Origin of the sequence: Bullifex sp., assembly GCF_034103065.1 — a bacterium.
Lineage (GTDB): Bacteria > Spirochaetota > Spirochaetia > Sphaerochaetales > Sphaerochaetaceae > Bullifex.
This window is the reverse complement of sequence record NZ_JAXEGN010000244.1, coordinates 1-13,583: the sequence shown is the minus strand read 5'-3', so window position 1 is coordinate 13,583 and position 13,583 is coordinate 1. Positions and strand designations below refer to the sequence as shown.

12 protein-coding genes and 1 pseudogene are annotated in these 13,583 nt (G+C 34.6%); 1 reads left to right on the top strand and 12 read right to left on the bottom strand.

Translation table 11 applies throughout. The features are described from left to right. The 11 genes from ftsZ to SOY52_RS09325 all read right to left on the bottom strand — a co-directional run. Positions 1–705, bottom strand: a 705-nt coding sequence (ftsZ, locus tag SOY52_RS09375; protein WP_320848693.1) for a cell division protein FtsZ, incomplete at its 3' end; no start/stop codon positions are given. Positions 706–714: 9 nt separating this feature from the next. After that, on the bottom strand, positions 715–1,947 hold the full coding sequence (ftsA, locus tag SOY52_RS09370) for a cell division protein FtsA (RefSeq protein ID WP_320848692.1): 1,233 nt from the start codon (positions 1,945–1,947) through the stop codon (positions 715–717). Then, positions 1,937–2,716, bottom strand: coding sequence for a hypothetical protein (locus tag SOY52_RS09365; protein WP_320848691.1), 780 nt, complete (start codon positions 2,714–2,716; stop codon positions 1,937–1,939). The genes ftsA and SOY52_RS09365 overlap by 11 nt, the downstream gene beginning before the upstream one ends. Continuing rightward, on the bottom strand, positions 2,709–3,887 hold the full coding sequence (locus SOY52_RS09360) for an FtsW/RodA/SpoVE family cell cycle protein (protein WP_320848690.1): 1,179 nt from the start codon (positions 3,885–3,887) through the stop codon (positions 2,709–2,711). The genes SOY52_RS09365 and SOY52_RS09360 overlap by 8 nt, the downstream gene beginning before the upstream one ends. After that, positions 3,884–4,732: a phospho-N-acetylmuramoyl-pentapeptide-transferase gene (locus tag SOY52_RS09355; RefSeq protein ID WP_320848689.1), complete on the bottom strand. Its 849-nt coding sequence runs from the start codon at positions 4,730–4,732 to the stop codon at positions 3,884–3,886. Before SOY52_RS09355 ends, SOY52_RS09360 begins: the two co-directional genes overlap by 4 nt. A gap of 39 nt (positions 4,733–4,771) precedes the next feature. Then, positions 4,772–6,115: a UDP-N-acetylmuramoyl-tripeptide--D-alanyl-D-alanine ligase gene (locus SOY52_RS09350; protein ID WP_320848688.1), complete on the bottom strand. Its 1,344-nt coding sequence runs from the start codon at positions 6,113–6,115 to the stop codon at positions 4,772–4,774. Continuing rightward, positions 6,112–6,426 carry a hypothetical protein gene (locus SOY52_RS09345; protein WP_320848687.1) on the bottom strand — a complete coding sequence of 105 codons (315 nt, stop codon included), beginning with the start codon at positions 6,424–6,426 and terminating at the stop codon, positions 6,112–6,114. The genes SOY52_RS09350 and SOY52_RS09345 overlap by 4 nt, the downstream gene beginning before the upstream one ends. Then, positions 6,419–7,309 (bottom strand): 16S rRNA (cytosine(1402)-N(4))-methyltransferase RsmH, encoded by an 891-nt coding sequence (rsmH, locus tag SOY52_RS09340; RefSeq protein WP_320848686.1) that lies wholly within the window; start codon positions 7,307–7,309, stop codon positions 6,419–6,421. The genes SOY52_RS09345 and rsmH overlap by 8 nt, the downstream gene beginning before the upstream one ends. A gap of 4 nt (positions 7,310–7,313) precedes the next feature. Next, positions 7,314–7,769, bottom strand: a complete 456-nt coding sequence (locus tag SOY52_RS09335; protein ID WP_320848685.1) for a cell division/cell wall cluster transcriptional repressor MraZ — start codon at positions 7,767–7,769, stop codon at positions 7,314–7,316. A gap of 166 nt (positions 7,770–7,935) precedes the next feature. Further along, positions 7,936–9,534: a glycoside hydrolase family 57 protein gene (locus SOY52_RS09330; RefSeq protein ID WP_320848684.1), complete on the bottom strand. Its 1,599-nt coding sequence runs from the start codon at positions 9,532–9,534 to the stop codon at positions 7,936–7,938. Then, complete coding sequence (locus tag SOY52_RS09325) at positions 9,534–10,253, bottom strand: DUF4912 domain-containing protein (protein ID WP_320848683.1); 720 nt, start codon at positions 10,251–10,253, stop codon at positions 9,534–9,536. The genes SOY52_RS09330 and SOY52_RS09325 overlap by 1 nt, the downstream gene beginning before the upstream one ends. Before the next feature lie 215 nt (positions 10,254–10,468). On the opposite strand from SOY52_RS09325, the gene SOY52_RS09320 reads away from it, so the two are divergent. After that, positions 10,469–12,784, top strand: a complete 2,316-nt coding sequence (locus SOY52_RS09320; protein ID WP_320848682.1) for a DUF3536 domain-containing protein — start codon at positions 10,469–10,471, stop codon at positions 12,782–12,784. Here SOY52_RS09320 and SOY52_RS09315 read toward each other — a convergent pair. Beyond that, a pseudogene (locus SOY52_RS09315) lies at positions 12,770–13,583 on the bottom strand (DNA repair protein RecN); the annotation flags it as partial. The gene SOY52_RS09320 and the pseudogene SOY52_RS09315 overlap by 15 nt on opposite strands.

Here is a 13,583-nt window from a genome sequence, read left to right as displayed (position 1 = left end):
ACCCATTAAGGCATCACCCTTACCCTTCATTACTGTTTTAACATCGGCAAAGTCGATATTAATTTCACCAGGTTCTGTAATTAACTCACTAATTCCCTGAACACCTTGGTAGAGTACGTCATCAGCAATTAAGAAGGCCTGCTTAATTGGTGTGTTGTTCTCAACAACCTTTAGTAAGTATTGGTTAGGAATTAAAATTAAGGTATCTACCTGCTTTCTAAGGCGTTCAATACCAGCCTGAGCAAGCATGAATTTCTTTTTTCCCTCAAAAGCAAATGGAGTTGTAACAACAGCAACAGTTAGTGCATTACAGCTTTTTGCAATTTCAGCAACAACTGCAGCAGCACCTGTTCCAGTACCACCACCCATACCAGCTGTAATAAATACCATATCTGTATTTTCAAGCTCAGCTTTAATTTCTTCCTTTGACTCTAAGGCAGCCTTTTCACCAATCTCAGGCTGACCACCAGCACCAAGACCTCCAGTAAGCTCCTTTCCAATCGCGATACGGGTCTGAGCATTTGATCTCTGCAAGGCTTGAACATCTGTATTCAAAGCTACGAAAGAAACCTTCTTCAGTCCTGATGCGATCATTCTGTTAACAGCATTTCCCCCTGCGCCGCCTACACCTACTACCTTAATAATTGTTGGAACTGCTTGTTCCCCTGTTGTAGTGTCTTCAATGTCAAAAATACCAAATCCCATATCTAACTCCTAAAATAACTTACCAAATAAACCCTTAAGCTTAGAAGCAAAAGTACTCTTTTCCTCTTTTCTATTTCCTTGACTGCTTTGGTTACTAATTTTTCTAGCTTCACTTTTTAATAATCCTAGTACAGTTGAGTACTTTGGATCGATATAGCTTCTATCTAAGCCTCCAATTGCTTCTGGAAAACCAATTCGCGCTGGAAGGCGGAATATTTCACTAGCTAAATCTGTAACACCAGATAAAAGAGAACCTCCACCAACTAATACAATTCCACCACCATAGTTGCCTTTTGTCTCACACTTCTCAAGTTCCATTGATAAAAGTGTAAAAATTTCAGCCATTCGAGGTTCAATTATTTCTGCAAGAGCTCTTTTAGGCATTTTTATTGGAGGAAGCCCTCCTACCTGTGGAATTATTACCATGTCATCAGGATTAACAGCTGGAACGTAACATGAACCAGATTGACACTTAATTTGCTCTGCAACCTGCTTTGGCTTATTTAAAATGTATGATAAATCGCTTGTAATTGAATCACCACCAAATCCAACACCACCAGCATAGATTGGACTTCCACCTGAGTAAGCGATCATATTGGTTGTTCCAAAGCCAATATTAATAATGATTGTGCCCATTTCCTTATCTTCACTAGATAGTACTACTTCACTATCAGCAACAGACTGTAGCATTAAGCGCTGAACTTGAAGTCCTGCACGTTGAACACACTTTCTTTGATTTTGACAAATAGAGGATGAACCTGTAATTAACAATACCCTACTCTCAAGTCTTCGACCAAGCATATCAATTGGGTCTTTAATTCCACTTCTACTATCTACCTGAAAGTCTTGAACCAAGGTATGTAAAAATTCTCTATCTTGAGGAAGCTCTCTAGCACGTGCTACATCTAAGCTTCTATAAATATCATCCTTTTTTATCTCTTGCTCTTTTGAATTAATTCCAACTACTCCAACAGATTGAATACCTTGGATGTGGTCACCACCAACACCAAGAATTGCAGAGTGCACTTCGCATCCTGCCTGTAGCTCTGCATCTGAGATAACTGAGTTTATGGTACGTAGAGTTTGTTCAATATTTACTATGGATCCAGAGCGAACTCCTTCGGTTGGTTTTTCGCAAAGGGCATCAATCATTAGATTACCTTCGCGACCTACAGAGCCAATAACAGCTCGGGTCCAACTCGATCCAATATCAAGCCCCATCATTATTCTGTCACTTGCCATAATTTATATCTCCTGACGAGTAGCGCTTAACGAGTGCATCCTTATATAAATCATATCGTATCATAGACTTCTTCGTATAAGTACTAATCTCGCTCTCTGCTTCTTTTCTGATAACTTTTATACTATCACTGATTCGATTCTTTGACACTCTCTCTTTAACAAAAAGTTGCGAAGATAGTGGTCCTAGAGTGATAACAATTTGTCCAAAGCCATCACCATTGTTATTATCATACTTTATCCGGGTTATCAATGCACTATTTTCTTCACTTGAAGAAGCAATTAGTTCTAGTACACTATCAAGTTCTCCTCTAACTCCATAGTTTAAAAGATAACTAATATACTCAGGAAGTACCTCAATAACAACCATTCTATTTACTAAAAATTCTACTTCATCATCTCTAACCCTATTAAGTTTTCCATTGGAAACAATGTAGTAGGAATTGTTGTCACTTAATAAACACTTTTGAGGTGTAGGTGAAATATGTATCTCTAAAGTTGAAGGAAAAGACCAAATTAAAGTTACATCATCAACCTCAGCAAAGGCTTTTAGCCTTGCTCTTTCCTTATCAAAGTCAAGGTTAAATCTATTTTGTGAATAATATGATGAAATAACATTTTCCAAGCTTTTACTTATATCACTTACCCCAAATAGCTTTATAGCTGAAATGTTAAATAGAGGTATAAAAGACAGTGAATAGAGTACTGTTATTACAAACAGTGATAACAGTATCAACACTACTATCATTACCATTGTTCTGCTTTTAGCCATTTCTCACCTTCACAGAATCTTTAATAACTCTATATAACAAGCCACATTCAATTATTATTACAAATAAATTTGTGCCACCTTGGCTAAAGAATGGTAGTGGAATACCTGTTGGTGGTAATAATCCAGTTACAACAAAAATATTTATTAGGACTTGGATTATTATCATCATTGTTATTCCAAGTGCCAAATTACTAAAGAATTTATTTCTAATTCTTTCTCTTTGGCAAGCTCTCATTCCTAGTACCATAAATAGGAAAAAGAGAATAAATAAAATGAATATACCAACAAAACCACACTCTTCTGCAAAAGATGAGAAGATAAAGTCATTTTGAACTTCAGGAAGTGAACCTAGTTTATAGTATCCGTTTCCTAACCCCTTTCCAAATAAGCCACCTTCTTTAATTGCAGAAAGTGACATATTTACCTGCCACTCAAGCCCTGTTGGGTCTAGTCCTGGAAATAAAAATGAAGCAATACGTTTAACTCTGTAACTCTCACTTAGTAGTAAGAATAATGCTGGTGGAGTTAAAAAGGCTACAAATGTAATAATGTATCTAAGTTTAAAGCCACCAGATAAACATAGTATTAATCCAGTTAGTAAGAATAGTATTGTTGTTGTATATGCTTTTTGCATTAGTATTAATGCAGAGAAAACTAATATGATTAATATTGGTATTAAATAGTACCAGCCTAAATATTTTTTAAACTTTTCATCGGAAAAGAATGTACTTAAAAAAAGAATTAATGCTAGCTTTGCTATTTCACTTGGTTGAAAGGATGGAATAAGTGGTAAGTCAAGCCACCTTCTTGCTCCCATTACGCTTACTCCAAATGGAGAAAATAGTGTTAAGAGTAATAATATAAATGAAAGAGCTAAAAGCAAATATGAAGATATTTTTAACCACTTTTCAGGTATGTAATTAATTATTATTGCAGCAAATAATCCTAAAAGGGCAAAAATGCCTTGCTTTAAAATGAAATAGTAATGAGGAAGTCCCTTTGATATTGCTTCTGGATAGCTTGCAGAATATAGAGTTAGACCACCCATTAATATTAAAATTAGTGTTACACAAATAAATGTAAATGGAGATAGCGCTCCTTCATTTCTATCTCTTACAAGTTCAAGTGTTTCTCTATAGTCACTGTAATCAACAATTCTATCTTCTCTCATTTTGCCCCCAAGAAAAGAGTAACAGATAATATAGAGAATAAAAATGAAATGCAGGCAAATCTATCACAGATTTTTTCCTCTTTATACCCTTTCTTTTCTAATGCATGGTGTATTGGTGCAATAGAAAAAACTTTACGTTTGAATACTCTAATCGAAAAGATTTGAATAAATGATGAAAGAAGCTCTAGTGCAAATACCCCACAAGATAGTGCCATCATAAATGGTTTTGTACTAAGTAATCCTATTAAAGCTAAAATTGAACCTAGCATATGGCTTCCTGCATCCCCCATAAATACACTTGCCTTTGGTGCGTTGTAGTATAAAAAAGCAATGTATGAGGCTAATGCAATTAAGGAAATACTTCTTATTGAGGTAAAACAAAATGCAAAAACTATAAATGGTGCAATAGAACACTTTGTAGCAAGGCCATCTAAGCCATCTGTAATGTTTACTCCATTAACTATAAATACAATGTAAAAAGTTGTTAAAACGTAATAAATTACTTTATTTGTATTTGTATAATACCCATAATTTCTAACAAGTATAGAAACAATTAGTGCAGCAATTATTTGAAGTAAAAGTTTTGTAAGACTTTTTAATCCATCACTTGATACTCTTTTTACTTTTAGAAAATCATCAATAAAGCCAACTAAGAAAAACAAAACAATTGTAATAACTGCTATCAAGCCTTCATTAGTTCTATAAAAAAATAAAAAAGTAATTATTAAAGATATTATTATTGCAACAGAACCAAAAGCAGGAGTACCTGCTTTAACCATGTGCTCACTTAATTCAGGCTTTATTGGAGATGTAAATTTTAATGAAGCCTTTATTACTAAAGGCATTAAGAGAAAGCATATTGAGAATGAAAAAAAAAGTGACAATCAACATACCTCCCTAAGAGAAGGGTATAAGCGTTCTAGAGCCATTACTCTACTACCCTTTAATAGGACTAAATCACCTTTCTTCGTCCTTTTCTTTGCTTCATCGCAAAGTGAAATAAAATCTGGAGTGTAGAATACCTTATCCTTTAAACCTAGCTCAACCAATCTATTATAAGTTGCTTTTACTTCTCTTCCATAAAGTAGGATATCATCAACATCAGCATTATATAACTCTTTTGCAAGCTCTATGTGGGATGAAATACTCTCCTTTCCTAGTTCTCTCATATCTGCAAGTACTACGTGTTTACTTCCGTTTGTTTCGAGTCTACTTATTGTTCTTATTGCATCAATTGAAGATGGAAGATTTGCATTATAGCAATCTTCAATAATTTCAAGGCCACTTTCCATAACAACCCTTCCCCTACCAAATAGGTTATTAATACTTGAAAGACCGTTAATTATTTCATCATCAGAAAAGCCTAAATACTTTGTAACGGCAATTGCAATTGATGCATCAATTAGCTTTGCCTTTGTTATTACTGGAATAATAAAACTTCTATTGTTATAGGTAACTTCAAATCCATTTAAACCTAAATCCTTAATACTATCAAAGGCAAAGGAAACAGGATTTAAAAGAGGATAATTTTTCTTTATTACTTGGTAATAGCTATCATCTTCTACCATAAAGCCTATAGCATTTAATGAAAGAATTTTAGATTTTTCTCTTGCTGTTACATCTTTAGAGCCAAATGACTCAAGATGACTATTTGAGATATTAGTAATTACAGCAATATCAGGATCTAAAGTTTTTACCATTTTATCCATTTCGCCAACATGATCAATTCCACATTCAAAGACACAGTACTTACTATCATTTTGTAAATTCATCATGCTGATTGCTAAGCCATATTCACTATTTAAATTTCCAATAGTAGAAATACACTTCTCTCTTTGGCTAATGATTGAGCTAATCATTTCCTTAGTTGTTGTTTTTCCACAACTACCAGTAACACCAATTGATATTAAATTTTTGATCTCGTGTCTTTTAACTTCAATTACTTTATGTAAGTCTTCTAATGGAGAATGAGAAAATACTATATTAACTCCTCTATCAATTAGAGGTTTTGCAAATGAAAAGTTATCAAGACTAGTTAATATAGCACTTGCCCCATTTTCTAGCGCAGAAGATGCAAAACTAAAGCCATTTTGACTTTTTCCTTTAATAGCAACAAAAAGAGTTCCCTTTTTTACACTTCTTGAGTCAAAGGAAACTGCATCAATTATGGCATTTCCAAAGACTAATGAATTAGTTATTAAGGTAAACTCTTTAAGGTCTATTTTCATTTATTTTCACCTCTTGCTAGCAAGATTGAAGTTCTATCAATTTCCTCATAAGGAACAAGTTTTTTAACAGATCTTTCTATTAATGCTTCTGGACTTTTTGCTGTAGCTATCTCACTTTCAAGTATTCTAGTTTGATCTTCAAGAACTAATACTCTTTCTTCACTGACCTTTATTTTCATCTCAAGATCGCTTTTAGCAGCTCTCTGAAATAGAGAAATAAATACAGAAGCAAATGCAAAGAAAATAATAAATAACACAAGTACCTTATTAGGAGTAGTAAACCATTTATTAATCTCTTTTTCGTTAATCATACTTTTTTTCAACAATCCTTAGCTTTGCGCTTCTACTAGGTGAATTAACACTAGTTTCTTCTTCCGTAGGACAAATCGGCTTTTTTGTAAGTATTTCGATTGTCCCATTATTAGCCTTTTCATCCTTAAAGAACCATTTAACTTTTCTATCCTCTAAGGAGTGAAACGTTATTACCCCGATTCGGCCACCCTTCTTAACAACTCTTACAGCTTCCTTAAGTGCGGGCTCAATTCTATCAAGCTCTTTATTTACTTCAATCCTAATTGCTTGGAAGGTGCGAGTTGCAGGATTAATGCGACCATGGCGATATTGAGCTGGTACAGCTTGTGCAATAATATCTGCTAATTGCTTTGCACTTGTAATACGCTTTAATTCGCGTTCTCTACAAATACGCTCTGCAATTCGCCTTGAATATCGCTCCTCACCATATTTATAGATAATGTTTGCAAGTTCATCTTCAGGGTAAATATTTACAACATCCTCTGCAGATAAATCTTGTTCTGCATTAAGACGCATATCTAGATTTTCATCGTGTGCAAATGAAAATCCTCTTTCTGATTCAACGTAGTGATAAACACTAATTCCTAAATCAAATAAGATAATATCTGCACTTTCACTAGCTCTTGCTTTTAAATAATCATTGAACCAACAGTTTTGAGGTTCAAACCGTTTTCCATAATCCTTGAACCTTTCTATTGCTTTCTTTTGAATCTCTTTATCTCTATCAAGTCCAATGACCTTTAGATTTGGATACTTTTCTAAAAAGAGCGCAGTATGACCACCCTCACCTGTTGTGCAATCAATCATGACAGGTTCCTCTGAAACAGGTTTAAGGTACTCAAGGACCTCTTTGTGCATAACTGGGTAATGACAGATTTCCATTTGCTCAGCTCCTCTTCATCTCTGCTAGCTCTTGGGCAAGTTCTGAAATTGATTCATCAGAATCTAAGTCCTCATACATTTCTTTATTCCAAAGCTCAATGTACTTACCCATTCCAATTAATATGATTTCTTCTTTAACACCAATAGAAGCATGTTCTCTTAATGAAAGAGGAATGTTGATTCTTCCATTTGAGTCGATATCAAGAACTTGAGATGGGGAGACAAACTTTCTTGTAAACTTTCTTACTACAGGAGATAGGATTTGTAGTCCGTCTTGACCTGCAATTGCATTAGTTACTGTCTCGTCAAAGAACTGTGGGGTAAATATAGCAAGGCAATTTCCATCAAAACCTTTAGTAACTACTATTTGTGAGACACCAAGAAGAGTACGAAGCTTGGAAGGTATAGAAACTCTACCTTTCTCATCTACTCTTACAATGTACTCACCGGTAAGTAGCATTCAAAACTCCACCACTTTATGGGATTTTATCCCACTTTTTACCACATTCTACCCCATAACTCCCACTTTTTGAGAATTTTTGGATAAAATAAATCTTTTAAAGTGTGCGTACATAAAAAAACTACCTAAAGTTAATTAGGTAGTTTTCTTTTGTAACATTCAGTAATTATTTTATATTTTTTGGTAAAAATATGTTGTAATCAATATCTGGGAAAATTGCATTTCTTCTTTCAGCTTTAATGAGCCATTCAGTATTAACTGCGTTTTTACACATATTAGAATATACAACATTGAATGAACCTACATGGTTTCTAAGACGCTTCTCAGCATACCCTACACTTGTTTTATCATATAGAATATAAGGCCAGTCAGATGCCATTGCAAGTACAACTTCTCTTGCTGCCTGATTTAAGAATCTTGCTTTAAGAGATGATTGATTTGGGAATCTGAATGCAAGCTCTTGCATCCTTTCAATAGCCTTATGAGTGTGACGATAAATCCAAGCATTAGAGCCATCAAGCCATACATCAGAAAAACCACCACGTCCCCATGAACACTCATTAAAATATCCTCTTTCAGTTTCAAAGACATAATTCAAGCATTCAGATGGAGTTGTAAAGTTAATTCCAGTTTTACTAGTATCTGAAAGAAGAATATTTTTGATAAACTCAATACCTTCAAACCATCTGTGGCCAAAGAGATCAGCATCGAAACAAATTGTGTAAGTTGGAATTTCATCTGTTTCAGCACTTAATGCTAATCCTCTACGTCTGATGTGATACAAGAAGTTATCACTGTGAAGAAGAACCTTAGCTTTAGCCTTATCGAAGTCATAGAACTTCTTTTCAACTGCACTCTTTGAAGTAATTGCCCAATACTTATAGCCTGTAAATACACGAATATCATCATGAATATATGGCTTAATATAAGACATAGGAAGGTCATAGCCGATATCACGATAGAACTCTCTGTAATCAGAGTCACAAGGATAGCCATAAACATCAGACCAAACTAGGTTAGTTAATGACCAGTCGCGAATAAAGCTAGTTACATTAGAATCAGCAATAAGGGTTGGTGCATGATCTGCTCTTTCAAGCTTATTCTTTGCTGTAATTACAGCTTGGCTTGGAAGTTGTACCCACTTAATTCCATACTCATCTAAAATCTTTTCAACTCCTGGATAGTATCCACATTCAGGAAGCCAAAAGCCTTTAGGCATTGAGCCGAAAACACTAATATGACTCTTTATTCCAAGCTCAATTTGAGCACGAATAGCTGTCTCATAGTTTCTATATAGAGGTAGATATGCATTAGTTGCAGCAGTAGCAACTAACTCAATATATCCCTTTTTTGCAAGTTCACCATAACGAGAAAGAATATTTCTTCCACAAGCTTCATAGAAATCAAGATTATCCTTTGCTTGGTTTAAATAGTATGTTGCTACCTTTAATGCCTCAGGACACTCTTTTTTACATCTAACTACTTCTTTTTCTCCAAGCTCAATTCTTGATGTAAGATAATCAACAAAGCGCTCCTGAAGAGGACCATCAAGACACATTGTTGTTAGTGTTGGTGAAAAACAAATAGTAAGTTTGAATCTTTTATTATTTTTTTCTAAATCTTCTAAAACTCTTAATAGAGGGATGTATGTCTCATGAAGCGCTTCAAAGAGCCAATCCTCTTCCAAAAAGCGTGGATATTCTAGGTGCCTTACATAAGGCAAATGTGCATGTAGAACCAAATTTACATTAGCTGTGATGTCCATTATTTTTCCACCTCGTTCCTAACTTTATCGATGATTTCTTCAACGATATCACTTGGAATGATATAACCATCCCTATTTGTTATTGGAGCTAAGTAACGAACAAATAACTCCTCATCAACATTAACCTTTACACTGTTATTAAGCCAATAGCAGTATACAAGTGGAACAGCTTCACTTTGTGCAAGTAAGTATCTTTTTTCTGCTGTTTGCAAAACGAGAGAAACTCTACATTCACCATGTAAATGAGGAACACTAATATTCCACTCTACATCTTCTCGGTCAATCTTTATGTCATATTTCTCACTAATTTCTTTACCAGTTACATTGACATTGAGATATAGCTCATATGTGCCAAATTTTTCATCATATGATTCCAAATCACCTGGAGCTATAGACCAATAGCAATAAAGCCAAGATGCATTTTTATTTAGTACGTGAATGGAAGTTTCTGGATATAACGCTGGTAGCTCTTCAACACCAGGAAGACTTGGAACAGCCTCATCGACATCACCTCGATATGCACTAATTCCAGCGACATATCGCTTATTGACATTGTCTCCTGTTACACTTGGGATATCTGAATCTTCATCCTCGTATATGTCTTTAAGCACATCGATAAGCTCTTCTCTTGAGAGCGTATCAAAATCCTCAATTCCCTCTTGTTCTGCAATGTATTGCAGTTCATTTTGAGAGAGGGAATCAATTTTGATCAATACCATTTGCAACCCCTTAACTGTAATAGGTTAAGGATTAATCAAAATTTAGTCAACCTTACATAATTTATAGAATATAACATTCTATCAAATAGATGGCTTAATAAAATGCCAAAAAACCCACAAAATGGACGATAATTCGTAAAATTTTTGTAAAAAACATAAAAATGTACACAACTTCTTCCTTGTGGGTGAATATTTCCTTTGTTAAAATTTCTCTTATGAGTAACAATAGAACATCTTTAATACTCCATGGGCACTTCTATCAACCGCCTAGGGAGAATCCATATACAGGTATTATTGAAAAGCAGACAAGTGCTGCTCCTTTTGACAACTGGAATGAAAGAATTTGCTCTGAATGCTATGGAGCAAATGCTTTTTCTCGTTATTTAGGTCCTGATGGCAAAATAATGTCATTAACCAATAACTATAGCTATATTTCTTTTAACTATGGCCATACTATTATGGCTTGGCTTAAAGAAAAACATCCAATTTATCATGATATGATAGTTGAGGCAGATAAGGATAGTGTAAAACGCCTTGGTCATGGTAATGGAATGGCAATGGGCTATAACCATACAATTTTACCACTTGATAAAATTAGTGATGCAAAGCGCCAAATTGAATGGGGTATTGAAGACTTCATTTATCGCTTTAATCGTATGCCTGAAGGTATGTGGCTTCCTGAAGCTGGTATTAATGAAAATGTAATTGACCTACTTTCAGAAGCTGGTATTAAATTCGTTGTTCTTTCTCCTTGGCAGTGTAAGAGCATAGAAAATCCCTACACACACCAACTTGAAGATTTAAATGGTCGCCCTGCTCCTTATTCTGAACCTTTTATTTTAACAGGTAAACAAGGTAAAGAAATAGCAGGATTTTTTTATCACCCAGGTCTTGCTGAGAGTATTAGCTTTGGCCATGCTCTTAGAAATGCCGATGAACTATATGCAAAATTATTAGATATCAAAAATACAGATAAGCAAAACTTAATTCATACTGCAACCGATGGTGAAATTTATGGACACCATGAACCATTTGGTGATATGGCTCTTGCTGCACTAATTAAGAAAATTCAAGAGCGTGATGACTTTGAACTCACTAACTACGGAGCTTATCTTGAAACTCATAGCCCAAAATTACATGCAGTACTTCATAAAGGAGAAGAAGGAAAAGGTACTTCTTGGTCTTGTTCTCATGGTGTTTCGAGGTGGTATAAAGATTGTGGTTGTCACACTGGTGGTGAGGAAGGCTGGAACCAAAAGTGGAGAACTCCACTTAGAAACGCTTTAGCAGAGCTTGCTGAAAAGCTTGATGTAATTTTTGATAACGAGTGTAAGAAGATTTTCCCAAGTAATATTACCTCCTCTATGATTTTAGATGAAGCTGGTAGTGTATATGTATGTAAAGATACAATGCAAGATGTTATTGCTCGTCTTCATGAGAAGTACAATTTCTCAGCTGAGTATGATAGTGAAATTTCTGCACTCCTTTCAGGTATTCAATATAAGCACTTCTCCTTTACAAGCTGTGGATTCTTCTTTAATGATATTTCTGGAATCGAGCCAAGACAGAATATTAGATATGCTCTCTATGCTATGAAGATGTTCCAACCTTATACTAGCGAAGATTTACTCTTACCTTTCTTATCAGAGCTTAGAAAAGCCAAGAGTAATATTAAAGCTCAAGGTGATGGAATGAGTATTGCTCAAGCAGAGCTTAAAGATTTATCTGGCGAATGCGAAGCAGCAATCTACTTCTATTTAAATAGAGTTATTGCAGTTAAAGCAGATTACGAAGATAAATATGGACGCTTCAAAATTGATGAATATATAAGTGAGTGTGAGGATAATGCTAGAATTAAATTCCACGATACTATTTCACTTATCAAGTATGATTTTACAGTTCTCTCATCTTCATCAATTCAGGGTGGATTAAATCTTTATTTAGCATCAAATAATGCTCCTATGGAAAGATATAGAATTACTAATGATGAGATTCCTCTCCTTGTTGTTGATAAGTATAACAAGTGGGTTGATAAAGCAACTAGCTATCTACCTCTTTCTGAGATTGAATCAATCGTTAATGCACTTTATCACTTCTCTGTATTAACAAAGAATAGTAAGTATCTTCCTATGAAGACTCAGATTCTTGAAAATCTTGGGCTTGCGCTTAAGATGTTAAAGGCATTAAATTCAATTCCGCAAGATCAAATAAAGTGGAGGCAAAAGAAAGCTTATTTCGTAGTTCTCCTTGATATCATTGCTAAATATGGACGAGTTAATGAGATTAAGCTTGTCTCACAGTTCTTGAACTCAGATATTACAAAGCTTGCAATGGTTGTTAGAACTAGAGGCTTAGATGAAGAAACTGCAGAGAATATTATTTCATTCTTCCAGGTAATTAGAAACTTTGGCTTTGAACCTGATAGCAAGAATCTACAAAATGAGATCTATGAATACTTCATTGGCCGAAAGGAATTAAAAATTTCACAAGATAGAGCAAGAGAGCTCTATAGAACATTAAACTTCAATTAACTCTCTTGCATGATTTAAAGCACTTTCGCTCGCTTTACCTGATAATAGGCGAGCGATTTCTTTTACTCTTTCATCTTTTTCAATTTTCTTTAAATGTGAAAGAGTTCTTCCACCCTCTTCTTTTTTATATACTAAATAGTGCTCATTTGCTTTTGCGGCAATTTGAGCAGAGTGTGTAATAGCAATGACTTGATGATCCTTAGAAAGGGCTAAAATAACATCTCCAACATTTGCTGAAACAAGACCACCTATTCCACTATCAACCTCATCAAAGACGAGAGTTTCAGTTTCATCCTCTTTAGCAAGAACAGCCTTTAGAGAAAGTAAGATTCTTGATAGCTCACCTCCAGAAGCAACATCTTTTATTGCTCCCATCTTCTCACCTTTATTTGCTCTAATTAAAAACTCTATTTTATCACAGCCCTCACTTGAAGGATTTATTTCTTCAAATGCTACTTTAAATTCTGCACCATCCATTGAAAGCTTTTTAAGAATAGCTAGTATTTTATGTTCTAAATCCTTAGCTCCATTCTTTCTCTTCAAGCTTAAGTTAATAGATGCAGTGTTTAGTAATTCCTTTTTTCGAGCTAAAACCTTTTCACTTTCAATAATTAATTCTTCAGCATTATCTGCACTACTAATAAAAAGCTTATACTCATCCCTCTTTTTAATTGCATCACTAATTGAAGGACCATACTTTTTCTTAATTCTTTGAAGCTGTGAAAGTCTTGCATTCTTCTCTTCAAGTTCACTTTCACTAAAAGTTAAAGAGGAAAGATAGTCTCTCAATGACTCTGAA